This window comes from Pseudoalteromonas sp. NSLLW218 (genome assembly GCF_015864775.1).
In the GTDB taxonomy this organism is placed as follows: domain Bacteria; phylum Pseudomonadota; class Gammaproteobacteria; order Enterobacterales; family Alteromonadaceae; genus Pseudoalteromonas.
The window spans coordinates 347,406-374,107 of sequence record NZ_JADYWO010000004.1 but is presented as its reverse complement, the minus strand read 5'-3'; the positions used below and the strand labels follow the sequence as shown (position 1 = coordinate 374,107).

General features: G+C 36.8%; 20 protein-coding genes and 1 rRNA gene. 4 read left to right on the top strand and 17 right to left on the bottom strand.

Annotation, left to right across the window (positions count from 1 at the left end):
- The 4 genes from I6E80_RS08480 to I6E80_RS08465 all read right to left on the bottom strand — a co-directional run.
- Positions 1-68, bottom strand: a 16S ribosomal RNA gene (locus tag I6E80_RS08480); the annotation flags it as partial.
- Positions 69-739: 671 nt separating this feature from the next.
- Positions 740-3,661 (bottom strand): TonB-dependent receptor, encoded by a 2,922-nt coding sequence (locus tag I6E80_RS08475; protein WP_197185335.1) that lies wholly within the window; start codon positions 3,659-3,661, stop codon positions 740-742.
- Between the two features lie 395 nt (positions 3,662-4,056).
- Positions 4,057-4,770, bottom strand: a complete 714-nt coding sequence (locus I6E80_RS08470; RefSeq protein WP_197185334.1) for a metallophosphoesterase — start codon at positions 4,768-4,770, stop codon at positions 4,057-4,059.
- 215 nt (positions 4,771-4,985) lie between these two features.
- Positions 4,986-5,234, bottom strand: coding sequence for a YfhL family 4Fe-4S dicluster ferredoxin (locus tag I6E80_RS08465; RefSeq protein WP_010554958.1), 249 nt, complete (start codon positions 5,232-5,234; stop codon positions 4,986-4,988).
- 259 nt (positions 5,235-5,493) lie between these two features.
- Here I6E80_RS08465 and I6E80_RS08460 point away from each other — a divergent pair, with 259 nt between their 5' ends.
- Complete coding sequence (locus I6E80_RS08460) at positions 5,494-7,173, top strand: hypothetical protein (protein ID WP_197185333.1); 1,680 nt, start codon at positions 5,494-5,496, stop codon at positions 7,171-7,173.
- Positions 7,174-7,295: 122 nt separating this feature from the next.
- The gene (locus tag I6E80_RS08455; protein WP_197185332.1) at positions 7,296-8,858 is read left to right on the top strand and encodes a hypothetical protein; all 1,563 of its coding nucleotides are present in this window, start codon (positions 7,296-7,298) and stop codon (positions 8,856-8,858) included.
- A 42-nt stretch (positions 8,859-8,900) separates the two neighbouring features.
- Here I6E80_RS08455 and I6E80_RS08450 read toward each other — a convergent pair whose 3' ends face one another.
- From I6E80_RS08450 to I6E80_RS08435, 4 genes are all read right to left on the bottom strand, one after another.
- Positions 8,901-9,989 carry a cell division protein FtsZ gene (locus I6E80_RS08450; protein ID WP_197185331.1) on the bottom strand — a complete coding sequence of 363 codons (1,089 nt, stop codon included), beginning with the start codon at positions 9,987-9,989 and terminating at the stop codon, positions 8,901-8,903.
- 74 nt (positions 9,990-10,063) lie between these two features.
- Positions 10,064-11,038 carry a WYL domain-containing protein gene (locus tag I6E80_RS08445; protein ID WP_197185330.1) on the bottom strand — a complete coding sequence of 325 codons (975 nt, stop codon included), beginning with the start codon at positions 11,036-11,038 and terminating at the stop codon, positions 10,064-10,066.
- Between the two features lie 12 nt (positions 11,039-11,050).
- Complete coding sequence (locus tag I6E80_RS08440; protein ID WP_197185329.1) at positions 11,051-11,797, bottom strand: hypothetical protein; 747 nt, start codon at positions 11,795-11,797, stop codon at positions 11,051-11,053.
- A 136-nt stretch (positions 11,798-11,933) separates the two neighbouring features.
- Complete coding sequence (locus I6E80_RS08435) at positions 11,934-13,952, bottom strand: ATP-binding protein (RefSeq protein WP_197185328.1); 2,019 nt, start codon at positions 13,950-13,952, stop codon at positions 11,934-11,936.
- A 236-nt stretch (positions 13,953-14,188) separates the two neighbouring features.
- Here I6E80_RS08435 and I6E80_RS08430 point away from each other — a divergent pair, with 236 nt between their 5' ends.
- Both I6E80_RS08430 and I6E80_RS08425 read left to right on the top strand, forming a co-directional pair.
- Positions 14,189-14,827 (top strand): hypothetical protein, encoded by a 639-nt coding sequence (locus I6E80_RS08430; protein ID WP_024597746.1) that lies wholly within the window; start codon positions 14,189-14,191, stop codon positions 14,825-14,827.
- Positions 14,828-14,915: 88 nt separating this feature from the next.
- A complete protein-coding gene (locus I6E80_RS08425; RefSeq protein ID WP_024597745.1) occupies positions 14,916-15,884 on the top strand; it encodes an HNH endonuclease in 969 nt (322 codons plus the stop codon).
- Positions 15,885-15,978: 94 nt separating this feature from the next.
- Here I6E80_RS08425 and I6E80_RS08420 read toward each other — a convergent pair whose 3' ends face one another.
- The 9 genes from I6E80_RS08420 to I6E80_RS08380 all read right to left on the bottom strand — a co-directional run bounded on the left by I6E80_RS08420 (position 15,979) and on the right by I6E80_RS08380 (position 26,513).
- Positions 15,979-16,488, bottom strand: a complete 510-nt coding sequence (locus I6E80_RS08420) for a hypothetical protein (RefSeq protein WP_024597744.1) — start codon at positions 16,486-16,488, stop codon at positions 15,979-15,981.
- 29 nt (positions 16,489-16,517) lie between these two features.
- Positions 16,518-17,654, bottom strand: coding sequence for an HNH endonuclease (locus I6E80_RS08415; protein WP_024597743.1), 1,137 nt, complete (start codon positions 17,652-17,654; stop codon positions 16,518-16,520).
- Positions 17,654-18,352 carry an OmpA family protein gene (locus I6E80_RS08410; protein ID WP_138490238.1) on the bottom strand — a complete coding sequence of 233 codons (699 nt, stop codon included), beginning with the start codon at positions 18,350-18,352 and terminating at the stop codon, positions 17,654-17,656. Before I6E80_RS08410 ends, I6E80_RS08415 begins: the two co-directional genes overlap by 1 nt.
- Positions 18,352-20,118, bottom strand: coding sequence for a hypothetical protein (locus I6E80_RS08405; RefSeq protein ID WP_197185327.1), 1,767 nt, complete (start codon positions 20,116-20,118; stop codon positions 18,352-18,354). The genes I6E80_RS08410 and I6E80_RS08405 overlap by 1 nt, the downstream gene beginning before the upstream one ends.
- 380 nt (positions 20,119-20,498) lie before the next feature.
- Positions 20,499-22,433, bottom strand: coding sequence for a DUF262 domain-containing protein (locus tag I6E80_RS08400; protein WP_024597948.1), 1,935 nt, complete (start codon positions 22,431-22,433; stop codon positions 20,499-20,501).
- The gene (locus I6E80_RS08395) at positions 22,426-23,772 is read right to left on the bottom strand and encodes a DUF262 domain-containing protein (protein WP_024597947.1); all 1,347 of its coding nucleotides are present in this window, start codon (positions 23,770-23,772) and stop codon (positions 22,426-22,428) included. Before I6E80_RS08395 ends, I6E80_RS08400 begins: the two co-directional genes overlap by 8 nt.
- Before the next feature lie 2 nt (positions 23,773-23,774).
- Positions 23,775-24,020 carry a hypothetical protein gene (locus I6E80_RS20605; RefSeq protein WP_024597946.1) on the bottom strand — a complete coding sequence of 82 codons (246 nt, stop codon included), beginning with the start codon at positions 24,018-24,020 and terminating at the stop codon, positions 23,775-23,777.
- 229 nt (positions 24,021-24,249) lie between these two features.
- A complete protein-coding gene (locus I6E80_RS20435; protein ID WP_231616750.1) occupies positions 24,250-25,557 on the bottom strand; it encodes a DUF4145 domain-containing protein in 1,308 nt (435 codons plus the stop codon).
- Positions 25,554-26,513 carry a viperin family antiviral radical SAM protein gene (locus I6E80_RS08380; RefSeq protein WP_197185326.1) on the bottom strand — a complete coding sequence of 320 codons (960 nt, stop codon included), beginning with the start codon at positions 26,511-26,513 and terminating at the stop codon, positions 25,554-25,556. Before I6E80_RS08380 ends, I6E80_RS20435 begins: the two co-directional genes overlap by 4 nt.
- Between the last annotated feature and the right edge of the window lie 189 nt (positions 26,514-26,702).

The following is a 26,702-nucleotide window of genomic DNA, read 5'->3' as shown; positions in this document are numbered from 1 at the left end:
CGCTCGACTTGCATGTGTTAGGCCTGCCGCCAGCGTTCAATCTGAGCCATGATCAAACTCTTCAATTAAAAAGTTTTATGTCTTTCGACAGCTCAATGAATTCTGAATTTTTGTTTTTGTTGCCAAAAACGAATTGACTGTGCGTTATTATTTTCACTTTTAAAAAAAGTAAAATCAAAACAGCTCAAGGCTGAATCTTTTAATAACATATGGTCACTCAGTTTCAATTGAGACTCTAATTTGTTTGCCTCACTACCTAAGTAGGTTGGCTGTTAGAACTCAATCTGTACGAGTGCCCACACAGATGATTGCTTTATATTTTTAAAGAACATTTTGAGTCGCTTTAGCGTCTCAAGGGGTGCGAATAATACACCCTTTATTTTTCGAGTCAATACTTTGTTTTAAATTTTCTTTTGGAAGATTTAAAACCGAAGTTTTATTTAACTCTCTGAGTAGTTGCTGCCTTGCTATGCTTCGGCGTTTCCCGTCTCAGTGGGGTCGCATTATAGGGAGATTCGAGCGGGGGTCAATGTTTTATTTCAGCTTTTTGACAATTAAATGAATTTAGTATGAAAGCTATACAAATAAAGGGCTGCGACGCTTTTTCTGCCTATTAAATAATCTATGTATGAGCGGCAAAACTATATGCATACATAAAATTATACTATTTAGCTCTGTTAGGTTAAGCCAACTAAAGTTAGTCAGTTGGCTTTTGATAAAATATTGCGTATGTCATTAATTAAAAGCTGTAATTAAAGCCTGCGTAATAGCGCCTACCCGAATAGCTCGAGTTAAGTAATCGTGCATCTGTATCATCACCTAAACGCGTTACCGATTCCGACTTAGTTAAATTAATAACAGCAGCTGTTAAGCTTAGCCCTTCATACAAATTAACCGATGCATTAACGTCAACTTGCTCGTACGGATCTTGATATACATTTAACCCACTATTAAGACCTAATACTGTCTCCCCTCGTTTGTTATATGAAGCGCGTATATTAAAAGCATCACCTTCATAATAAACAGAGGTGTTGTACTGATACTTTGCACTACCTATTAATGCCGACTGACCAAACTCTTCACCATTTACTGTTACATCTGCTTTGTTGGTTTTGTTATAGGTGTAGTTTGCATAAAAACCAAAACCATTATCAAACGCATGCTGAATAAATATCTCCGCGCCTTTAGATACTGCATCGGTACCATTTCCCACAGTACTATACGGAGCTATATTAATGGTTCCTGCATCTACTATATTATTTTTACCGGCAAAGCTTTGCTCTGCATCTATTACCAGTGGCACAACAAAGTTATCTACTTTCTTATGAAAAAGTGCCAATCCAACCCCAGAACCCTCGCTGTAATAATACTCAATAGATAAATCAGCTTGTACTGATTCAAATGGTTTCAAATTTTTATTACCGCCACTGCCGCTAAAGCCTGGCTGTTCATTAAATGCAGCTCTATCATCTGCCCATTCGTCCGATACAAATGTAATACGCTGCTGCGCACCTAAATCGCTGTAATCAGGACGAGACATTACTTTTGCTATTGCCCCACGAATAACTAAATCATCTGTTGCATCCCACGCTATATTAAAGCTTGGTAATATTTGAGTATCTTTGTTTTGCTGAGTGACTAACTGATAGTCTTCTACAAAGCGTGCGTCACCCGTTACTGGCTCGCCTGTTTCGTCATTTGTATGATCTAATTGGTAGGTATATAAGTCAGTAGATGAAGTAAGTGTTTTTGTTTGCACAACACGCACGCCCAAATTACCTCTTACTTCACTAAACTCAAAATCGCCTTGAATATAAAAAGCAGATATTTTCTCTTCTATATCGTAAACAAAATTATCTTCAATGCGCGTATAAGGAACATAGCTAGCAGTGACCATATCGCGGTATTTATTCCAGTCGATACTTGGCATTTGGTTTATATCAAACCCGCCTACTATATTGCTCTCACTTGCAAATACATTTTGAGCTAATGGCATTCCACCATTCCACTGGTAACTATCAAAACGCGTAATACCTTGCTCGCTTGCTTCGCCTTCAGCTATGTTGAAATTGGGATCTAAAAAGAAAGTATTACCAGTTTCACGATGAAGCGTGGAATTACGGTATTTGACACCGGTTCTAATTGTTTTAAAAAAGCCCCAGTCAACATAAAAATCCACATCAGCTTGGTAATAATCTTCCTCAAGCTCACTGCGTACAAAACTTGAATTTGAAGAGCCCGCATCACGACCGCCTCCAATTCCACTTTGTAAGTTAGTTAATGTATTAGGGTCAATATTAAGTGATACATTATTTTGCTCTAGTGACCAACCAGCCGTTTGAGCAGCATTTTGAATAGTAGTGGCGTTTTCACCCGCGTTTGAACTTTTATATGCGGCTTCCCAGCTTTCTTCCGGCCCCCCTTCTGATTTTGTATTACCAATTACAAAGCGCGCTTTAAAATTATCACCTTCATAAGTTAAATTAAAATCAAAGGTATCGGAGGTGGATTCTTCACGTACATAACTGCCGCGCATCCACGGAAACTGCATATCACTTTCAATACCGCTTGCCATCACATCGTATTGCATACCAGTAACAATACTCCCCGACCCATCAAGATTTACACCAGTTAAAAAATCAGAATTTAAAGACCACTCAGGTATATCAATCACAGATTCTGTTCTGTCTTGACCGAGTGTAAAGCCAAAGTAATTAAATCCAAGCTCTAAACGATTTGTTGGTCGCCATTGCGTACTAAATTGAATTCCTTCGCGCTCACGTTTTTCGTTAAGAACTGAACCTCGCACAACTTGCGGAAACCAAACACCATCGTAACTATTACCGCCTGCATCATTAATAACATCCCAACCATTATTGTTATCAACTGCGTTACCGTTTATATCTGTAGGTTGCCCAGTGCCAGTATAGCGCCACACATTGGCATCAGTACCGCCCGAAAGCGTTCTGTTTGTTCGCTCCTGATATGTATAGCCAACTAATATACCAAAATTTTCGTCGTCATTTTTCCACGAATATAAACCCGTAAACTGCGGTTCGTACTCTTTTGTAACATCAGCGTAAGTACTCTCTACATTAAATACACCTGAGTTTGCATCCATACTCAGAGGTTTTCGGCTATGCATTAATACAGTACCACCAACCCCACCTTCATCTAAGCGTGCTTCTGGCGATTTATAAACCTCTACGCTTTCAATCATTGAAGACGGTAACAAAGCATAATCAAACGAACGCGAAGGCTCCCCCGGGGAAGACGCAATAAAATTACCATTAAGCTGTGTAAAGGTAAGTTCTGATGATAAACCACGAATACTAACTGATGAACCTTCCCCGCCGTCACGCTCAATTACCACACCGGGTACACGCTGAAGCGAATCTGCAACGTTTTTATCAGGGAATTTTCCAATATCTTCAGCGGTAATTGCATCAACCACAGAGCTAGACATACGTTTTACATCTAAGTTTTCGGCCATACTTGAACGGATACCACGTACTTCTATTACTTCCATATCTTTTGCGTGCTGCGAGTTTTCTTGCGCTGCAAAAGCACACGTAGAACTCAAAGCAGAAAATATTGATATATAAAGTGATGACTTACAAAACGTTGAAAAAGGAAAAGGGTATATACTTGCTACTATCATGTGAGGAGCTGTTCCATTTAAATCTGCTTATATAAAACTAAAGCGAGAAGTTAATCCTTTTACGTAAATTATTTACGAAATGGCAAAAATTTTTCCAAATTCTACACAGCCAAACTTAACCGTTTGTTAATAAAAAATATTAAATTAAATCAACCTCTCATATAACTGTATTAATACCTATTAAATGAAAGTTAAAATCCAGCCCACACATTAAAGCAGCTCTCAATTAAAAAACTAAGAGCGGCTTTGTGGTATTTAATAGCTTAATGAAATAACTACAGCGCACAAATCATCATTAAGTGTATACAAAAACGAAGGGGGTAATTTGATGTGATAGTCGGCAGTTTATACTTTAAAAAGAAAAACTGCCGGATGATATTTGAAAAGTAACAATGCTAAATAGCGTTGGATTTATTAAGCGAAGCAATAACCTCTGAAAGTTCTGAGAGTGTAGGCTTTCCTCCTAGATAATTGGTATCTATATGGTAACTATTGCCCACCCAAAAAGGTGCTTTAGTTGAGTTATGTCCATGTATTGTAAAGTCGACTCCATGACTTTTAACTACCTTATTTTGTTTAACTACTTCACGATCCCACAATAGAGATTGCACAATCACCGACTTATCATCAGGGTAGTTTTCCCAATCCCACGATTGTGCAAATGTATGAGACAACCCAATTTTATAGCCGCGATATTCAAGTACTATTGAAAGCGGTTTAGTTAGTAACTCATCGCACATAACACTGAGCTTTTCTCTCGATACCGACTTGTGCCAATTGCCACCATTGTCAGTCCATAATTTAAAAGCCGCTTTATCATTACTTAATAATGATTCCAACATTAAATGCTCATGATTACCTAATATCATACATGCCCTAATGGCTTGTAAGTATGTAAATAAGTCATATGTTTTATCCCCGCGATCAACAAAATCGCCTAGGCAAAACAAAGTATCTCTTTCAGGGTTAAAATTTACGTTATTAAGTGCGTTTTTTAAGGCAGGTAAATTACCATCAAGATCGCCAATTACAAATACTCGGCACTCATCATTAATAAATATTGTTCGTTTTGAAGATACAGCCTGAATAGCGTTAATACCTATATCCAAAAGAGACTCCTATAGAATGCAATCTAAAACTTAGATTAATACTTGAGTTTATAAAGCCTTAAGGTAACACAACATAGTTGATAATTAATGAAGGTAATGAGATTTGATTGAAACTAAAAATGCATGACAGCGGGCTTTAGCTACAAGCTAAATAAGTAATGTAGGTAGTGCTTTTAACCTATAGTAAAAGCGGCTTAGCAAAATACCTGAACAAGTTATAAGTTAGTCAACAGCACAAACTTATCAGCCAGCTCGTCTAAACTTTCACGCTTATTAGGATCGGGCTTTATACAGTCAATTGGACATACACTTACGCAGGTAGGTTTATCGTAATGCCCCACACACTCAGTACATTTGTTTGCATCTATTTGGTATATTTTAGCGCCCATATAAATAGCCTCATTAGGGCATTCTGGGTCACACATATCGCAGTTAATGCATTTACTATTTATTAGTAGTGCCACTTTTTAGCCTTTCCAATTAAAATCATTAAAAAACATAAAGATAGAGTTAAACTAAATGTTTTTTGACTACTTTTTATACAAGCCCAGTTCAATAAAAAACCTTTATTTTTCATTTAATCGTAGCACACATTCGTAACACACCATTTTATTTTTAGGTGTAAATTGCAGCCACGAATTATGCCTATTTTTCTCTGTTGCTTCGTTGATCTCAATCAATAAAAATCGCCGCAAGGCCTTTATTTATATAGGTTACAAAAAAGTGAAAAACTCTTTATCAACACTTACCAAGGCTCAGTACACTAAGGCAAAAATAGAATGGAATCAGCTCAAACCGCCGTTTTCTATGCAGCACATAAATCGGTGTGCTACGCTGGCTCAAAATATCATATTTTTTGAAGAAAAAAGCGCAGATAAACAAGGCCTTAAACCTAGTCGGACTAAAAGATTATCGAAATACGAAGCACAACACCATATTCGACTAATTTTCACCAAGTCTGGCACCGCTATTTTCTACTCTAACTTCCCTAAATCATCTGGCATAGCTAATACCAAGTTAGGTGAAGCACCTGAATTAACAATAGCAAAAGCGCGTAAGCTCACTGAACAAATGAAATATGGCATTTTAAATAATCATAATATTAAAACAGTGTTTGATGCTTATGAACAAAGCCTAATAGAGCGCCATAACAACGCACCCACCAAGTTTGCAGCTTCATCGCTCAGAACATATCAATGTAGAATAAAAAAGCTTAGGCATCATTTTCCGCTTAAGCGTGCATTCCAGTCTCTTACAGCAGGAGAGTTAGAAAAGATTGTAGATATAATTATCCAGACAGAGTCCAATAACCAGGCAATCGAGCTTTTTGCACAGATTAGAAGAGTATGGCGATTTGCTAAGAACAAATTTAACTCAGGGAATAACCCAGCAGCTGATATCGATGACTTTTACGTATCTGACCGTGTAGAAAGCCCTCGTCCTTGCCAAGTTTATACAGACTTAGATTCGATAGCTGAATTATGGATAAACCTCGCAGCAGCCCCTAATGTGCATCAGAAAAATGCTGCTCGATTTATGATATTAACAGGCATACGCCCTATCAATATTCCACAAATGAAGTGGGAGTGGCTCAATAGTATCGACTTCCCAACATTAATTACCTTTCCCGCATCTGTTGTTGGGGTTCGTGGAGAAATGAAAAACCAAAAAGAATATAAGCTGCCCTTAACCAAAGCCATGCGCGCCATTATTTTAGAGCAAAGAGCCTGGATGGAAAATGCGCTCCCTAACTGTAACCCTGTTCACATATTTCTTCAGCCTCGCGATCTTAACAAACCATTTGCTAAAAGGTCGCTGGACAAAATCATCAAAGATTACTCCCCTGTTGATGCAGTAAAAGGAGATAAAAGAAACATTGTAATGAAAGGATCTGCGGGAGCATTTTGCACAATGTGCCGAAGCTTTTTTAAATCCAACGCAAAAGCGATTATGGTTGCCAACGGCTATCATTTTAAACACGCTGAGGAACTCACAAGACTCGCGCTTCATCACCTAAGAAAAGAAGACGATCCAAACGGCTTGAATTATGATAAATCTGAAGAGCTATTTGGCACTTCAACAAAGCTCAAATTTAATGTATTCAAAATTCATGAAGCCAGTATTTTAAAAAGAGCGAAAGAACTCGAAAGCCAACAACTCAGACTTACAGGTATGCAAAGTAAACAAGCTAAAAACCTAAAAGAAAATAACGATAAAAAAGCCTTGAGAGATAGAATTAAAGCTCATTTAGTTCACAAAGGCAGTTATGTAAACTTCATTAATCAGCCACTTGGTGATACGAGTAGAGTAGCAAAAGATTTGATCTTAACAGCAGAGGGAAGAGCTGTCGTTGAGAGGTATTTAAGTGACCAAGAAGCCAAAGCCAAAGCAAAAAATAATTAAAAAAGTTTAATTTCGACTTACCAAAGTTTTTGTAAAAAAAATTAATTTCATATCATTGCCTTATTAGAGCGATACCTCGTCAATTATTTGATGATTTTAACTTTTTTAAGGTTTTTCTATTAATGGCAACATCAGTATTAAATTCAATAAAACCATGTGAGGTTACGATCGAAAGTCGTGACCTTTGCATGGCTGAATTTAATGCATTTAAGCCACCGTACAATGACGAGTCAATGGAAGAGCTAGCCAGTCTTGCGACTATTATATTGGCGCAAGAAAAAGGAAGAAGACTTTCAAAGTATCAGCTTAAAGATCAAATAAGAATTGTATTCCAGCATGATGGCATTATTAAATTTTTTACTCATTTTAAAAAAGAACATGGCATAAAAAACACAAAGCTTGGTGATTCTAATAATATGAGTTTTTCAGCAGCGAAATTAAAAGCAGCTGAAATATACAAAAAGAACACCTCTAGTCACACATTTGAATTTGTAGTGAGCAAACAAATAGAAAACTTACAGTCAATTAATAAGCATAGCCCTAGCAAGTTAGCTGAAACCACAGTAACAACATACACCTCTTACCTTAATGCAATTCAAAATGCCTTTGGTAAAAATACGTTATTTCAAACTATTACGCCTGAGATAATAGAAGCAACGCTTGACCAACTGTTAACAGAGAAAAGTGGTCCGCATGTGGCTAAGCTATGCGAGCAAATGAAAAAGCTGTGGGTGTTCGCAAAAAATAAATATAATAATGGCACTAATCCATTCCTAGAAGTAGACAATAATTATATATCTTCTAGAACGGCGAAGCCTATTCCTTGTAAGGCATATACTGATATATCTCTAATTTCTCAGCTATACATAAACCTAAAAACAGCTAAAAATAATACATTAATAAATGCGGTACTACTGATGATGTTTACTGGGCTAAGACCCATAAATATTTGCAACCTTCGTCTATCGTATATAGATGATTTAGATAATCCTAAATTTTTAACGTTTCCTGAAACAACTCATACCACTCGCGGTGCTATGAAAAACCAAAAAGAGTTTAAAATACAACTCACACCCGAGATGAAAAAAACAATACAACAAGAGTTAAAATTAAACCCAGACATAAACCGCACCTACTTATTTTGCAAGGTTAAAGACGACTCAAAACCCATTAGTAAAGAGAGTTTAAACCGAGCACTTAAGTATCATGCACCAAAAAACATGGTAGCGGCCTCGCGAGATAACATAAATATAAAAGGCTCAGCCGGAGCATTTCCAACACTACTGCGCAGCTTTTTAAAATCACATATGAAAGAAGTGCTAACTAAAAAAATTGGGTCATCAACAATTGCTGAAATTGAGTCTAAAAAAATGCTTCATCACTCTGTTTCAGACCACGATCCGATGAGTAAACATTATGACCACTCGAATAAAATATATGACACTGATATTAAGGCACTTTATAAAAACTTTTCCCTATTTGAGAAGGAAATACTTAAAGAAGTAAAAATACAGGCTAAGTTAAAAAACAAAACGACAAAAAAGTCATTTTTTAAATTTGATAATTCAAATACATTCATCGTCAAAGTTAAAAGCACAATAAGTGCTTATTCCACTATCTGGGGTAATATAGTTCAGCAAACCCAAAAGCTTAAAAAGAGCCGCCCTTTGCAAATATTAGAGTAGCGCTTACATATTGCAATACAACTTTTTCTTTGCTTACAAAACCTATAAAGAGCTTTTACTAGGTGGTGCAGATTGATTTCTTATAAAAGCAGGGATATCAAAAATATCAGATGCTTTTGGCTTAGTGGCGACTACTTTAGAGCTTGACTCATTTGTAGTGTCATCAAGTATCATTTTTGAACTCGCGCCCGTAGCAATAACCAGTAGCTCATAATTGGTTGCTAAGTTTTCAATTTTTGAAACACCACAAATAACTAAAGCGTTTAGGCTTACCTGCTGGCGCACTGTATCGGTAATGAGGTTATAATTACCCAGTGAAATTTCATCTTTGCAATTTACTTGTATTATTACACCGGTACTTGATGACATATCAACTTGATTAACTAACGGGTTATTGAGTGCACCATCAAGCGCAGTAGTGAGCTCGCTTTCTTCATCGCATTTACCAACACCTAGTACTGCATCACCCTGACAATCCATAATTTTGGCAAAATCATTTAGATCAACATTAATCAGCCCCTGAAAGCAAAGCATATCGATTAATGATTTTATCAGTGAATGGAGTATTTGGTTGCTATGCTTAAAGGCGTCAAATAAACCAATATCATTACCTAGCACTTCAATCAGTTGATCGTTTGGGAGAGTAATAACAGCATTAGCATGCTCTTTAAGCTCATTTAAACCTGCTTGCGCAATATTGCTTCTAAACTGCCCTTCACTACTAAAAGGTAATGTAGCAACAAATATAATGGGCTTACCTTGTTCACTAGCAAGTTTTGCAATGTAAGGGCTAGCGCCAGTCCCAGTACCGCCACCCAACCCTGTTGCACACAGTATTATATCGCAGCCATTAATAAGCGTTAAAAGCTGCTCTTTACTCTCTTCTGCCGCTTGTAGTCCAACTTTAGGGTCAGCTCCTGCACCATAACCATGAGTTAGCTCAGCACCTATTAGTACTGCTTCATCACTCTGTGTATGCTCAAGTACTACTTTATCGGTATTAACACTGTACAAGAATGCCTGATCAGACTCGCGTTGCTCAAAAATACTGTTAAGGGTATTACAGCCACACCCACCAATACCAAATACGCCAATCGATAAACCATCATTTTGCTGAATTAATTGAAACATAACTACTCCTTAAACTTTTAAAGGAGCATAACAAATAGGTGCGTCAATTTTTGACGCACCTAAGCTAATTAGAGTTATTGATAGTTACTAGTAGCCGCTTTAAGCTTAGAAATAACTCTTTGCCTCAGCTTTTCCGGCTTAATCACTTCAAGCCAATGAGCACATTTAAGCAACTCATCGGTTAATTGCTCGGTATCAATAGTTTGGTAGGTAAGTAATACGTTTTTTTCATCATTACTTTGCTTATCGGTCATCTCGCCAAGCTCAATAAATCCTTGATTGACAGCAGAGTGTTTGGGAGCTTTTACAATAAGCTCAATACACTCTTGGTTCATGCCTTTATTAATCGCACTACGTAACGACTTTAATTGCTCGGCACTTGGCTCACGTCGTGTCTTTTGCAAAATGTGTACATTACGAATGCGGTAAACCGGCATCTGGTAACACTTATCGTGAAGCGTCCCCACCATAAACTGCGCCATTAACACACCGCCTTGATCAACTATGTTATAAAAACTCAACTCAGCAAACTTTAACCAATGTGCCTCATCGTAAAGTACTCTATAAAGCTCAGCGCTCACTGCACGCTTATGCTTAATCACATGCTCAATTTGCTCAACTAGCTGATTATCAATATTCACTTTTAACGACGACTTTGGAAGGATTGAAAGCCAGTCAGGTACATGGCCATTAAAACGTTTAAGAGCATGCTCTGCTTTAATATGCACTGACTGCTTAACGTCACTCGGGACTGATTGTGGTAATAACTGCTCCAACAACAAATAATGCTCAGCGACTTCACTGCTCATAACTTTTGCGTTACCACCTCGCCACTGCGCGTTAATAGACCAACCATACGGTTTACTGCGCGTGTCTTTTTCTAGGCCAAAACAACCTTGGTCGTAAAGTGATTGTAGATCCCGCTGGAGCATGCGGGTTGAAATATCAAAGTCACGTTCAAGCAATTTTTGCTGCAGCTGTTGAGTAGAAATAGAGCTTGGCGCTATCGGTACAAGCTCTAGAATAGATAAATGGCGGCATGAATTCATTAAATTATTTAACTACTTTTTTGGTAAATAACTATAGCCTTGCTGCATTGACGGTATAGGATAACCATCACTGCCAACTAATAACCGTCCGCGAAGATGATGCTCATCCAGAGCTTGGCCTACAAACTCCCATCTATTTGGCTTCCCTTTACTCGCTCTAGTAGAAAGAGTAGAGCCAGCTTCAAACCAAGCCTCAATTTTATAAACTTGAATTACAACCCCATCGACTACTGCTAATGCTATGTTGTACTCATTTTTTTCTCTAGTTTCCGCTGATACACCATGCCAAAACTGTCGGGTCATGTCATAAATTTCAGGCTCGGATAATGTAGGTGAATATGTTTGATTTATATAAAATAAAATACACTTTTCTTTTATATCATCAACTAGAACTGGCTTCACCGAATGTAACCTTTCAAGCTCTTCAATTGTTAAGCGCCCTTTAACTACGCCATGCCCTCTGACCACATTTGTCAGATTCTCTAAACCCAGTGCATCAATTATAGCTGCCTCAACTTCAAAAGCTGTTTGTTCATCTAATCCATATCTTAATATTTCAACTCTAGGCTCTTCATTAACAGCTCTAATTTCTGCTATTTTCCTTGCTTTATTAGACTCTTTACCTATTTCTTTTAGATGATCAAAAGCTCTGTTATTGTAAGACGCCTTTCCGACATAAAAGATCTTATCATTACTTGGGTCAATTAACCCATATACATAACAACCGAGTTGCTCTTTTACTAATTTTGAAAATTTCATTTTTAAATCCATCCTTTATGATAATCATATACTTGGTAGAGAATAGCCGAGCATTATCTTTAAGTAACATATGCAACCTAGCATATGTAATACAACTACAAAACTTTAATAAGTAAGTACTTTATAGTGTTATACCTCAAACAAACCCAATCTTCTGCTTCCCACCTTCTTTTAGGTCGTTTTGCTCTTGTAAAATCGATAACATTCGCTCTTGAGTCATTCGTTTTTTTGAAAACTTCATTTGCCTTTTTACAATCGCAAAGTCACCTGGTGTGAGCTTTGTAAGCTTGAATAACTCATGCATTAAGTGCTTATTTAACACTCCCGGGCCTAATGTATCTTTAAATAATTGCTTAGCCTGTACCGCAGTTAAATTGGTTAAATTTAAATTAAAATCAAATCGCCTCATTACCGCTTTATCTAAATTTTTAGCAAAGTTAGTTGCGGCAAAAAGTGGGAGTTGAAATTGCTCCATATAGCATAGTAATTCATTAACTGTTTGCACTTCCCAATTTGCCGTTGCTTGTTCGCGGCTGCACAACAAACCATCAGCCTCATCAATAAATATTGCACTTCCTTCTTGTGTAGCTTGTTTAAATAGTTGAGCAATATTTTGCTCACTTTCGCCAACCCACTTACTAAGTAAATCTGATGCTTTGACAGATATAAGTTTAAAATCAGCTTTTTCGCATAAGTAATTTACAAAAGCTGTCTTACCTGTGCCTGGCGGGCCTGTTAGCAGGGTTCGTGAACTCGAATGTTCAATTACAGCTTCTTCCACCTGTTCGAGTGACGCATACTCAGACTCTATATTCACCATTTCAGGGTTAAACTTTTGCGCTGCTTGATAAGTTAATTCGTGAGCAGAAAAGCCGCATGCAGTTAAAGTATCTTGAATATTCTCTTCTATGCAGTCACGCGCGGTTTGTGCTTTAAATCCGCATAACCTAGCTACATGAACAGCTTTAGCAATATGAGCTGGCAATAAGTTTTGTTGGGCAGATAATTTACTTATAAAACTGTTACCAACACTCAAACCTTTAACATATTTGCCAATCATTTTTTCTTTAGTGGTTTTGTTTAGCTCAGGAATTTCGTAAACAATATTAAATCGCCTAATAACGCTCTGTGGTAAATCTTCTAGATGGTTAGTGATCCAAATACTCACTACAGGGTGATTTTCAATATAAGTATGAAGTAGCTCTTTAGAGAAGCTTTTAGAGAATAAATCACGCTCAAAAATGTTTTCACACTCATCCAGTAACAGCATTGTTTTTTTACGTTTACCTACCAACTTACTCACCACATTAAAGTGCTCTAAACGCAACTCAGAACTTGCACTTCGGCTATCGAGCTCGTTTGTTGGGCTTATTAAATTACTACCTTTAGCTTGCACCTTAAGCAACTGCGAACCACACGCTTGCGCTATATATTTCGCCAATGAAGTTTTACCCGAACCTGGCACACCATAAAATAGAATACTCAATGCTTGATCACCCGTCTTAGTCGCATTTTGCGTAGCTTTTAGTAAAGTATTTAAATCTAAGTGAGATAAATCAGCAGCGCTAAGCTCAGAAGCTTCACAAGGAGTGACCAAGTTAGATAAAATATCACTTTCACTATTTAACTTACCCTCGAGAAGACTTTTAGCAATTGCGTTTGGTAATATTAAAAACTCATCTTCCCCAGCAAATATCTCCATATCCATTGAATACATGCCAGATTCAATAATTAACCCAATTTGCTTATTAAGTAGTGCTTCATCAATATCAAGCACATAAGCTATTTTTTCTAAAATAACGCTTGCGTAATCGTCGCGTAAGTATTCGACAAGTTCGCGCAATGGCTTACTGAGCGTCATACAGCAAGAAAAGATAACTAATGGAGTTACCGCTTTTGGTAAACCAAACGCTTTACAAAATATATGCACATTTTTTTGTAACGTTTTAGACATTGTGGTTATTGCTAAATGATCTATTCGCGTAATTAAATCATCAACATCTAAACCTTGTAAATTTGCATAGTTAAAACCAGAAACGCTACATAAAGCCTTTTTAAATAGCTTATCGTGCCAAAGCTCTTCTACGTCGAATTCTTCTAATAATTCAGTGGTAAAGTGCGCAACTATACGCTTTAATTGAGGAGTTGGGTTCATGCTATGTACCTATTTATTTATAATCAATAAGTACATAGTAATTAGGTAAAGAGCTTTGAGTTCACGTAATAGCATAAAATCAAAGTCACCGTAAATAATTCAAATTAAACAGCTTTAAAGTTCAATTATCCAACCTTAAAAATAAATTCAATGTAAATTCTCAACATACTGTTTTATATATACTTTTGTTTGTATTTTTAAGATATTTTTACGTATACAATTATCGGAAACTTAACATGGATGAATATAATCTTAACCCAGGCTCATCAGAAAACCCTATACTTATTAAAAATAAGCACCAGAACAATAGCTTATCAAAAGAGTATGCTACTCGAGGAGAAGAGTATGTTCATCGCCCTCTCTTACAAATGCATACTAAAAACAACAATGGAGAAAATGCATTCGCCTTTGATAAAGCTCCTGAAGGATATGAATTCTTCACACCAAACGTTATCACCAACCCAAACTTGCAACTACTAGACATAAAAGTAGCTTTATCTTTATTTGAATTACTCGATTGGCGTGATAACGGTGAAGGGATTGTTTACCCTTGTACTTCAGAAGACTTTGATCTTGAAAGTTACGGTGAACTTGGAGAATACATTCACTCAACCGACGGACAAATGATAGATATAGATCCAACACCGCTTTATGAGCACCTATCAGTTATACTAAACACTACTGTTAATAATAATGAATTAAATAAAGCACTAGCACGTCTCGATAGCTTCCACTACATAAACTTAACTCCTATTAATGAAGAAAACTCTAAACTTTATAAGAAAAACAGGTATCTTAGTAGTAATCCTAATCTAATACTTGTCGAAATTAACGATATGATGGATATAAAAAATTTAACTAACATTTGGATTTAATGTCTTTTTAGGTGCTTATAATTAGCTTAAAGGCGCAATTTATAGCATTTACATTTTTACAAATGTCCACAATTTTGAAGGTAATAAAATGATACTCATAAAAGCAGGAACTAGATTTGACATCGATGAGGTAGCGCATTATGTATACTTACTCATCAGAAGCCGTCTTAACGACGATATAATAATAAATGAAGTCGAATTTAAAAAAGTAATTTATCAAATCCAAGCATCAATTGGCGACTTTGATTTATGGAGTTTAGTAAATGGGAGGTTTAGGTTTGGTGTACATAAATACCCTGTAGCTGGAGAGCTTTGTAAAAAGAATAAAGGCGCAGGTGTTTTCACTTTAAAAATAACAAATAAAAAAGCAGCTCTTTACATTGCTGGAGACGACAAGGTAAAAAAAGTAGTTCATGAAGAAATGGAATTAGATGGCGAGTCTAAACATCAGATAGAGTTAACAGATAATATAAATACAGATCATGCTATTAGTTTCATAAAGCAAGCTGTAAATACAGATAAAGTGCAATCACGCTTAATTACTGTTGACAATACAAACCCAACCGATATTTTTTATAGCTATCTTTCTCTTGATACAATAGCTTTGCAAGAAATAGAAACACTTGAGGATAGAGACACAAACGATAAGATTCGCCTTGTTTATGTTCGAGTAGGTCAAGGCCCGTTTAGAAAACAACTTTTAAGTATTTACGGTGAAACTTGCTTTATGTCAGGTAAATGCCCTGCGGAATCACTGCAAGCTGCTCATATAATTCCACATGCTGATACTAACCACAAAGGTAACTTTGAAAATGAGAACGGCCTGCTTTTACGTTCTGATTTGCATAAGCTTTTTGATGATGATTTGATTAAAATTAATGATAATTTTGTGGTTAAGGTAAGTAATAAACTTAAAGATTATGACTTATACTACGAGTTAAATGGTAAACAGTTGGCGCAAACAAACAACTCAATTAACTTTGACAAACTAAAACAAAACCTGACTTTTCGAAATACTTTGTCAAAGTCAAAATTAGATAAAGCACTTGGTAAATAAAATTATTCATGTAACAGCCCTATGCAACTACCTATAAATTAATACCTTTACAGTTGCTAAGGGCTGTTAATTAGGGAATCTAGCACATTGTATACTATGGAGCTTTAACCTCTAATTCACAGGCAATCTTAATCTGCTCTATATGCTTGTTGTTCAATTCTATTTCCCTATCAATACGCTCTATTTCATCTTGTAGATTGCGTTTTTCTGAGTCTAGCTCTGCATGGGTTAACTTCATTTCAAAGGGTATTTTTTCTATTTTCAACGATTGTATCTTAGCTTTATAGGCCTTCGTTCGCTCTCTGACTAGCTCGTGTACTTTATTTTTAATTTCTAAGTTTCTATTAAATTCATTTAGACCTTCATTAACACTACCTAAAAAATTACTTGTGCCTAGTAGCGCCTGAGTAGCTGCAGATTTACTATCATCATAAACTTTCTGTACCTCAGCCTTTGGTTTTGTGCACTTCATGATTAGGCCTGAAATGACCAAAAGTGGTAGAGCTATATAGGTTAGATAAACCCCTACATAAGTAACAGTAAATAGTGTTATCAAATAAAGTGCTAATGTAAGCCAAAAAACGAAGCTTGCTTTAGAATGCATATAAATTAATCCTTTAAAATTAAAATTTCTTATCTAATTTGACGCTGAAAATTCTCAAAGTTATTTAAGGCGTCGAATGCAGTAAATACAGTCCAGCCGTGTCTTCTTAATATATTAGAATTACTCATATTAATAAGCACCGCTACTTTACGCCTTGGCCAGCAAAGATCGATTGAAACAAATGTTTCTTTATCTTGAATAACAATCCCTAGCTCAGCACCTGGTAATCTAGTCGACTCACATTTTTGCAGAAGGCCATCTAATGCTGTATCTGCACACTCTCGCAGATTATCGTAATTAAACACGTCAAACTTATGTTGTTCTCGTCTTAGCTGGTTAATTTTAAGAATATCTGAGTTGCTTACATATATATGATCATGATGTGGCTGCTTTTTATGGCAATCTGCACAAAGTACTCTCAAATTATCTCGTTCATTTTCTGCTTTATTCCCATTGATATGATGAGTATGTAAGAGCCTTTTTTCAGATTTAAGGTCAATGCCGCATTGCTCACATGTGTAATTTAAATCGCTTCTTAACTTAGCCGAAATTGATGGCCAATCTGGCGTATAACCGCTTGTGTGTTTCTTACTGTTAACAGGCAAACTTTTAAAGTAGGAGCTATAAACTTCGAAGAATTGTTCAAACGAAAAACTATTAAATACTTGATTTTTAACTTGAGGACTTTGAGTAGAGTAACCCTTGTAATTAAGAATTTTTAAGCAGTTTTTACATACACCTAAATCAGCTTCCCCCTCTGTATTAGAGCCTCCTCTGTAGCTTGAGCCAAATACAGGAAAAAAGCCATCAACGCGATTAATTACATCATAGCGTTTAAACCGGCCAGTTTCTCGCATCAACTCAAGAGTAGAACACTCTGCCACATGGATACGTCGCCCTAATTTACCATTAGACAACACGGCTTCAATGTCATCTCCTTGATCAGGTATATAAAGCATAACCTGATGGCCATCATAGTTTAGTACACCGTTTGACCCATCAATTTCATCTAACTGTACATCTTTACCTAAAATCATCCCTTGATTAAGATGACTGCCAATGCTCTCGAGTTCAGAAGCATCACTGGTAATAGAAAAGTCTGTAACAACTTGCCCTAAGGGTGCTACCGATCTATGTAACGCACTAAAATCAACTGTTAGCTTCATTACTGCGCCTCCAGTATCCGTTTTATTTGAATGTCAGCATTAGTAATAGCCCTAAAAGATACCCGCCTTGACCTTGCAGCATCTTCAACACCATTCTCTTTAATTAAACGTGAAGATGAAAAACCAACTGCAGCAATATTAGCTTTAATCCAATCAGATTCATTAGGCATAAGTGCATAACCATACTCTAATACAGAACGTGTTCGTCCCTGAGATAGTCGCATATTATAAAAGTATGCTTGCGCTTCTGTAGAGCCTCTTAAACCAACACTTGAAGTATGGCCCTCAATACGAATTTCATCTAAAGAGTCTCTAAACGGGGCAAGCACGTTGATATAACGGGGGAAAAAGTCGTTTAATATTTCTTTATATGCGTTGCTTAATCGAGTTTCATTATTAGCAAATAAAACATCTGGAGATTGAAAGTTAAACGCTAAAGTTTCTTTGTCTATTGTTGCTCCCCACTTATCAAGGTCTTTTTCAAATTCGCTTTCTAGCGCTTCATATATGGCAACTTGATTTTGTTGGTAAGCAACAGCAACATCTTTAATCTTGTCGTTTTCTTTTTGAGTTATCATCATAAAAACAATAGCTATAAACAAGAATACAACCATTAGACCAGCCATCAAATCTGATACTGTTAACCAATGGTCACCACTATCTTGAGAGGTGTTTTGAGAGCCAAATATCTTTTCCATTACATTACTCGCTGACTTACAACTTCATTCATAGCTTTAGTTAGCTTAATGTAATCATCAACAAATTTACCGCTTACCTGTGCAAGTGCTTTACCCATTTCGTTCATTACACGGCTTATTTCTTGCTGCATCGCAGTATCAATAAGTTTTAGTTGTGAGTCTACGGCTTCGCCAGTCATACCAACCAGCTTTTTAACCTCATTTTCCATTGCATCAAAGGTACGTTTAGCTTGGTTAATTTGCTGTGTAGCTGCATCGTCAATAACTTCATTAAGGCGTTGCTGAAGTTTTTCAGCTGACTTAACCACAGTGTCACGCACCTGCTCTGTATCTGTTACAAGGTTTTGATTAGCTTGCTTCATAGTTGAAGTAATGTCTTTAGCGTCTTCCACTAATTTTTCAATCATGTCTCGCATATTGTTATTTAGGTCAGTCACCGTATCTTGTAGGTGCTGCTTAATTACTTCAGTTTGCGACTGTAAATGATCAGATGTTGTCTTTAAGCTTTCGTTAGTTCGAGCTGTATTATCTGTAAACTCATTGCCTGCAGTTTGGATTTCTTTACCAATCTTATCCGAGCTTTCAATCAAACGCTCACCAACACTATTAATGCCTTTCTCTGTTTCATGAGCAAACTTGTCTAATAAATCATTAGATGTCTGAACGTGAGCTTTTATGTAATCGTCTGATTGCGTAAGAAGGGTTTTATAATGGTCACTCGCTGTTGTTACAGCAGCCGATATATCGTTCACTGTAGCTTCAACTTGTTTTTGAATTTGCGGGACGGCTTCAACAGCTTTATCGCGCATATCTTTAAAGGCCTCTAAGTGGCGTTCAAGCTCAGCTAATTGATGTTGATTAACTTCCATAACACCTTTTAATTCACCCATCGATTGAGGAATTATTTGGCTTTGCTCACTAATATGAGCAACAGATGATTCAGTTGCAGAAATTGAAGCAACACCATGAGCATATTGGTCACTCATTTCTTTAAGCTGAACTTTATAGTTTTCTTGCCATTCAACTAATTTAATTACCGCTTCATTTAATTGTTTAAAGTTATCACCAAACTGCTCTGTTAAGTTGTTATTAAAATCACTAATCACCTGTTTTAGCGCCTCAATAACTTGCTCTGTAGCTGACTTTGATAAAGTATCTGCAAAGTCTTGTAGTTTAAGCCATAGCCTTTCACTAAACACCTCAAAGTTCTCTTGTTGTTTTACAGCTTGTTCTTGGGCAATATTTATCGATGTTTTTGCATTATCATTAATATCACCACGTAATATTTTTAATTGCCCAAACAGTGTTGACTCTTCATTACCAACAATCGCCTCTTTTAAAACTTTTGTTTCTGCAACCTGCGCTTGCATAGCACCTAATATCGCCTCAGGTGTTGCATGAGAAATGCTATCTTCTAGTTGCTTAGGTTTTAAGAACGAAAACGTAGACAGTGTTTTAAACACTAAAGATAAAAATATACCCGCTAAACTTGTAATAAATGCCGTTTTTAAACCTGCTAGTAATAACGGAATACTGGCTTCTATATCATTTTGATTAAACTCTAATAAACCAAGAACTATACCTAAAAAAGTACCAAATATACCCATCGTAGTTAATAGTGTTGGAACAAACTGAACAAACTCAACTTGCCTAGCCTTTTTGGTGTAAAACAAACCTGAACCAAAAACAAAAAGCATTAAAATTAATACTGCACCGCTAACAACGTTTGTATCAAAACTGCGTAGTAAACTTTCTAGTATATCCATATGATTTATCTTTTGTACTCTCGTAATTAAATAGACAACTACTTTGAAACCTCAAAGCAGAAAACACGCATTAATGGCGAGGAAAAGAATTATAAAGAGGTATAAAATTAAAAGTGGGGATCTGATAGTACTGCTCGGCTTTTATCCATAAAATCTTTAAGTTCCCTTTCGCCATCCACAACTAAAATAAAGCAATACTTTAGTCGTGGCGAGATAGTATATAAATCAACTGTGATAAGCAAAAAAATAATCATAAACAACTAAAAAAGCAGGTTATACAACCAAGTTTTAAGCTTATATTCAGCAGCATTTATTGTTCAGCTAATATTAACCATTAATTATCAGCCGTGTTATTAAGTAACTCGACTTATCGCTGTAGCTCATATTTTTATTGCGGATAAAACCTTTAACATGGCCGATTCATGTTTTTCGATATTTTTTCGACCTAGTCCCACGGGGCCCCAGTCATCGTAACTCATCATAATCGCTTGCTTTAAACTCTCGGCACGATTGTTCTCACGATAGAAGGATTTTTTATCCTGCGGAGAGTAATTGCTAAGCCTCGAGTTACTACTTGGCGAAATTAAACATAAATTTCCAAAGCGATCGACATCCTCCATTTTGCTTGCACCTGATGGATCGGTTTGCGGGAAGTAATGCTCAACAGAAGTTCTGAAACTAAACTGAAAATCATCAAAGTGCTTTTCAAGCTCTTTTTTACCTTTACCATCAAATGTTTCACCATCTGATAAACGCCTCCACAAAAGGTAATCCAACCGATTAAACACAAAGTTCTGAACCCCCGTTCCTTGATGTAATACGCCTAAGCTCTCTTTATTAAGCTCTAAACATTGACCGCCGGTGATTTCTTCAAAATAGCGATCGCTTAAGCGTTCAAGCTCAGTTAAGTAAACCTCTCCATCAATGCTTAAATCCGCATCATGTGTAACATTCCTATTCAAAATACTTAGCGCATCATTTAACCAGCGCTTATAAACTAAGGCTGGGTTTGATACATGAAACATTGCTAATATCATGCGCAGCTTTTCATTTAGTGAGTCTTGGTTTTTACCAAAAGAGGTATTATAGCTAGAGCTTGTGCTAGTACCGCTCGAATTAGCGACTAGAGTTTGTAGGCTCCACTTACGCTTTTCATTATGTTGGTCTGGCTTGATGATGTAGCTATCAAATAGAACTCTGTACTTAAGCAACTCATATACAAAGGTTTTGGTCTCAACTCTCAAGCCATTATCTTTACTGATAAACGCATCAAGTAATTTTTTATCATCAAGCGATACCCCTTTAATCTCAGGCATCAACTTGAGTACATGAAGTAAGAAATTTGAAAAGTCGATAACCGTGCCAAAGCGCTCTTCTTTCTCGCGCTCTTCATCATCGGTATTTTCACTGGGTGTTTTGTTGTCGATAATTTCGCGTAGTGTCATTGCATCTTGTTTTTGCTGTTTACTCGTATGCTTTGCTTGAATCGCATCAAAGCTTTTTGGCATAGTTTGCCAATTGTCACCAAATACTTCTTTACGCAAATCAGATTGAAAACCCATCTGGGTATAGCGCGACATATTCGAGCAAGCATCCCAGATGGTTGAAAAACAGTTTCTTTCATCATCATTGCTCAGTGTAGCCATGAATTTCGCTTTCAATACTTCGTGTTTTTCTAGTTGCTCACCACGGTTATTCATGATCTCAAAGTAGTGATTAAGATCGGTTTGCGGTGGCACAACGACTCTCAATATAGTGACGTTATCTAACAGGTATTCGCAAAACTGCTTAATTTTAGCCTCTGTATCTAGCCCTTTGGTTTTGAAGCAACGCTGAATAATGTTCAACGCAGCATGAATGTTAGGCTCTTCAGGCTCGCCACTTGACTTACCTATATAAATATCTTCTAACGCTCTAGAAGATTTTGGTCGACTATCAAAAGTTAGATTAATGTCTACCCCTGCTAGATCACTCTCACCCAATACTTTTCGATGTTTTAGATACGCCAATAAAATAGAGAGCGTGGTATGCCTTTGCTGTCCATCAATGGTTTCGTATATCACATTTGATTGCTGTGAGTGAGTTGTGCGCTGATACACAACAAGACTACCTAGGTAATATTTTGCTTGTTTTACGCTAACAGTTTCACCTGGCTGAGTATTAAGCCCTGCGGCATCACTAATATCTTGAATAAGCTGCTCGATCTCAGGCGCACCCCAAGCGTAATTCCGCTGATAAATAGGGATAATATATTCAGTTTTCTTATCGAAAAGCGCCCTAACGGATAACTGTTCTACTTGGTTCACATCACTCATTGATACTTCCCGATTTCATTGCTTCAATAGATGCCTGCACGTCCTTAGCATTATTAAACTTAGGCTCTTTGATACAAGGTGGTTGAAAGTTCAACACCTGTTGAGGGTGGACGGCTTTGCGAATTGCTCTAAATAACCCACTACGGCTTTTCGCGTGGTTATCAACTGATTCCATACCGATGCGTTGCAATTCAAGGCGTAAATAATATGCCCAGCGATAACAAATCTGCGTCGCTTTTTCTAACTCCACATCACCAAATTTGTCGAAGTAATACATCACGGTACATAAAAATAAATTACGCACATAGCTATCCCCTTTACGGTGACTGCCACTGTACCTAGTGTAATTATTAACGAATGAAGCAAGTCTTGCCTCGTTGCCAACAAACAAGCTTGTGTGAATGGCCATATAATGCTGAATATACTCAAAAAATCGCTTACCGTTGATCATCACCTGTTCTACTTGAAATGGATAACTCTTGGTTTGCTTGTCCCATTTTCGCGCAGGATCGCCATTAAAGGTTTCAACCGCGTAATCGAGCGCCAGCATTGCATCCACATAAGCGTACTGGGTGTTATCCAGGTTGATCCCCTTGAATACATCAATGTTATGACGACTAAACGTAATGCCATAATCACCGTCAATCCATCGGCGCATACGGAACAAGAACTCCCCCATGATGGTGTGCAAATTGGCTGAATCATCATCAGGGTTAACGCCTTGCTCCCAAAGGCTTACATGGTGCAAGCGTTCTGTTTGTGTCGTGGCGTCCATCATTTCACGCAGGTGATACGCTTTGAGTAAATCGTGCGGCGCAAGGGCTTTACCACGGGCATTCTGAGAATCAAAAAACTGAAACGCTTCACTCAAATCATCTAATGTCACTTGAATAAGCTCGCACTTGTTAAGCACAAAATTAAGCAATTCCTGCTTTTCGGGGGCAGTCAAACTTGCTACTCGTTCAGAAATGATCTGAGCATTATTTTTGAGGTTGTCGATACTGACTGATGATTCAAACTTATGTTCAAGCAAAGTGGATGAAATAGCTTTCTCAGCCCCATCAAGAATGGTGCAAAGCAGCGTTAAACTGAGCAGCCGCTGCTGCCCATCAACGATGTTCAGTGTCTGTTTTTTATTCTCATTCACTGATTCTTTATCTTGATGCAATACAACAGTACCGAGCCGATAACACGGCTTAGTGCGGTGATTAAAAATATCATCAATTAACTGATTAACGTGCTTAGGCTGCCATTTGTAAGGCCGTTGGTACTCAGGAATCGTGAGTTGTTGCGCTAACAACTGCGCAATAGTTTGTGGTTTGTTGAAGACAATTGCCATAGTTACAACGCCTTTGCGATTATGGCATCGGTGAGGTGGAGTTTAGTCGTTTGTGCGTCGGTTAAACGGGCTTTAAGTTGATCGCACAGCGCCATTAGTTCATCGACTTTAGTCACGATGCGTTTCAGCTCTTCTAAAAGGGGAACTGTAACTAGTAATGAACCTATATGAGTTTGATTAACCGTTTTAAAGGCAAGTAGAATAAACTTACTGATTATATCGGTTTCGCTGAGCTTTCTTTTATCCATAACTTAAACCATCCCTAAATACTACGCTATGAGTGCGCACAACTCGTTGATTCAACGTGTTTCGTGCTGTTTAGTGATGCTATATAAAATAGGGTTAATAAGCAAAAATAAAAGGTAAATTAAAACGAGAGACACTGTCTCTCGTTTTTACTTTGGGTTTATTTTTTTAAGGCGTAATACGATCATTCATTGTTTAAATATAACCATTTAACACTATGAATATTTGCATTTATTTTCCGCAGCAATTTTTATACTTTAAATTAGAGCCACATGAACAGGGTTCATTTCGTCCTAATTTAGTGGTTTTAATACAAGGCTTTTGCGGTTCTACTTTTACTTTGTCACCTTTAATTTCCTCTAGTAAACCAGAAAATAGCTCTCTTATTTTTAAGTACTTTTCATCAAGGTACAAAACTGCATCTAAGTTACCAGTAGCAATTGCTTGGCATAAGTAATTTTGAGCTAGTTCGTCATCTTTTTTAACTAACTCACCTTTGTAATAGATTTTACCTAATTCAAACATTGATTTATTACAGCCTAGCCCTACTGCTTTTTTAAAACTCTCAACTGCTTTATCACCATTAATTGAGCTAGCTTTACCTGAAGAATATAAAACACCTAACCTCTGATATAGAAAAACAGTATGCTCAGCCTTTTTGTGGTTAAGGTATTTATGTGCTTTTTTATAGTCTTCACCTAAATAATGGCACCAACCTAAATAAGCGTAAGCGGCGTAAAAGCCTCTTTTTGCTAATGCGTTTAGTAATATTATTACCTCAGTAATATGTAGGTTATCTACTTTATTGTTGAAACATAAAAGAGCATATTTAAATAGAATTTGATGGCTTTGCTGAGCAATACTAATTTGTTTATCATCAGAGCTAATAACATCCGTTATCGTTTTTTTTGAGCAAAGTTGAAAAGCACTTTTATAAGACTCAGCCGCAAAAGCATACATAGTCTGTGCGCGTGCAGTGAAAGATTTGTCATCTAAGGCTTCGTTTTCAAACACTTTGCCCATTTTTTCGTAAAAAACACCTAAACTTAAATACTTTTTATAATCACAAGAGATTAAACAGTTAAACCATAAGTCTTTATGTTCTTGGCCTCCCACATCTATTAGCTCATATTGAGGTAAACGCTCACCAAGCCCCAAGCTCAGATAAGCACTTTCTAATAAGTCTAAGATTTTTGTTCTTGAGGCTAACGCCTTTTTTAGTAATACCTCGTTACTTAACTCCTTATTGTGTACTCCATCATTTGTTAAGTCTCTAACACCATGAAATAGCTCTCTATCAGCTCCATGAATTGCGCAGATATCTGCTAGTTCATTTATTTGCTCCCATAAGTTTTTATTAGTAAATTCATAACTATGGCGCTGCGCATATAGTAAGCATAAGGTCTCAAGTATTTTACGAAACTTAAACAGACTAACATCAGGGCTTACGTTCATTAGTAATAGTGCATTTTTGTAATCTGACGTAATAGACTCTTTAAACAATGCAGCAAATTGTTCATCATTATTTATAGTGCTCATGCTAATACCCCCTGTGTATACGCGGCGTTATTTTTAAGCTGATACTCGCTATTACTAATGAGGCTAACTGTATTATCCTTTTTATATCGGCTAGTAAACGTCTCCCAGTTTATTTCACAGACCTCTAATGCTTGCTTCACACCTACATCTAAAATTAAATCACCATAAACATATCCATTTTGAGTTGCGCTATTTTGATAAAAGCGTCCTTGAGGGTTAATCATTAAATAAGAATTTGTCATTGCTTCGTTATCTTCCGCCACCATGACTTCTTTCAATGAAGCGTGACGTTTTACAAACCCAGAAAACTGATCATCAGAAACTAATAAGTTGTTATTTAATACAGGCAGCACCTGAAAAACTTTCCACTTTTCGGGTTTGATATCTGCTATTAGCTGCTCGAATGATTCTTGGTAATTAAGGCTATTAACAACAGTGTTTACCTTTATTGTAATGGATGGATTAACGTTACGAAGCTGTGTAATTGCTTTAATTAAATCGTGACTTCCAAAAGACTTCCCTTTACGATCTATTCGGCCAATATCTTCACGTGCAGTTAAAAATTGGCTGTCAAAGCTGATCCCAATCATTGAAAAGATGGCACCATAGTTGTTTATAAAAGAGTCTGTTAGGTAATGGCCATTGGTAATTAGCGATAAATTAAAGCCTAGCAACTTGGTTTTTATAATTAACTTTTCAAAACGTTTTTTAAGAATTAACGGCTCGCCCCCTGCAAAATTGATACGCACACTTTTATAAGGGAAAACCGCTTTTACTTGGTTGGTATTATCGTCAAAAAAGTAATTAGCTAATTTTTCAAGCATTAACTCTGCGTCTTGGCCATTAGCTTGTATTTCGCTGGGACGATCCCACTTTGCATAGCAAAATTTGCATGAGTAATTACATACTTCTGTAACGTGATAATTAATAACTAATTCATCGATAGAGTTATTCATGTGAACCTCCTAACACAAGGTTCAATAACGTTGTTTTAATAGCTGAATCAGCTAATGAAAGTTCATTGGTTTCATTGAGTAATGAAAAAAGAATTAAATGGTGCATTATAATCTCCTAATATCACAGCGGAGTGCGGTGACTTCAGGAGCAAGTATCAAACTGTGAAATTCACAAAAAAGGAAAGGCAG

Coding starts and splice junctions, on each gene's coding strand:
- I6E80_RS08475 (WP_197185335.1), bottom strand. CDS start 3,661: ATGATAGTAGCAAGTATATACCCTTTTCCTTTTTCAACGTTTTGTAAG.
- I6E80_RS08455 (WP_197185332.1), top strand. CDS start 7,296: ATGGCAACATCAGTATTAAATTCAATAAAACCATGTGAGGTTACGATC.
- I6E80_RS08450 (WP_197185331.1), bottom strand. CDS start 9,989: ATGTTTCAATTAATTCAGCAAAATGATGGTTTATCGATTGGCGTATTT.
- I6E80_RS08445 (WP_197185330.1), bottom strand. CDS start 11,038: ATGAATTCATGCCGCCATTTATCTATTCTAGAGCTTGTACCGATAGCG.
- I6E80_RS08440 (WP_197185329.1), bottom strand. CDS start 11,797: ATGAAATTTTCAAAATTAGTAAAAGAGCAACTCGGTTGTTATGTATAT.
- I6E80_RS08435 (WP_197185328.1), bottom strand. CDS start 13,952: ATGAACCCAACTCCTCAATTAAAGCGTATAGTTGCGCACTTTACCACT.
- I6E80_RS08430 (WP_024597746.1), top strand. CDS start 14,189: ATGGATGAATATAATCTTAACCCAGGCTCATCAGAAAACCCTATACTT.
- I6E80_RS08425 (WP_024597745.1), top strand. CDS start 14,916: ATGATACTCATAAAAGCAGGAACTAGATTTGACATCGATGAGGTAGCG.
- I6E80_RS08420 (WP_024597744.1), bottom strand. CDS start 16,488: ATGCATTCTAAAGCAAGCTTCGTTTTTTGGCTTACATTAGCACTTTAT.
- I6E80_RS08415 (WP_024597743.1), bottom strand. CDS start 17,654: ATGAAGCTAACAGTTGATTTTAGTGCGTTACATAGATCGGTAGCACCC.
- I6E80_RS08410 (WP_138490238.1), bottom strand. CDS start 18,352: ATGGAAAAGATATTTGGCTCTCAAAACACCTCTCAAGATAGTGGTGAC.
- I6E80_RS08405 (WP_197185327.1), bottom strand. CDS start 20,118: ATGGATATACTAGAAAGTTTACTACGCAGTTTTGATACAAACGTTGTT.
- I6E80_RS08400 (WP_024597948.1), bottom strand. CDS start 22,433: ATGAGTGATGTGAACCAAGTAGAACAGTTATCCGTTAGGGCGCTTTTC.
- I6E80_RS08395 (WP_024597947.1), bottom strand. CDS start 23,772: ATGGCAATTGTCTTCAACAAACCACAAACTATTGCGCAGTTGTTAGCG.
- I6E80_RS20605 (WP_024597946.1), bottom strand. CDS start 24,020: ATGGATAAAAGAAAGCTCAGCGAAACCGATATAATCAGTAAGTTTATT.
- I6E80_RS20435 (WP_231616750.1), bottom strand. CDS start 25,557: ATGAGCACTATAAATAATGATGAACAATTTGCTGCATTGTTTAAAGAG.
- I6E80_RS08380 (WP_197185326.1), bottom strand. CDS start 26,513: ATGAATAACTCTATCGATGAATTAGTTATTAATTATCACGTTACAGAA.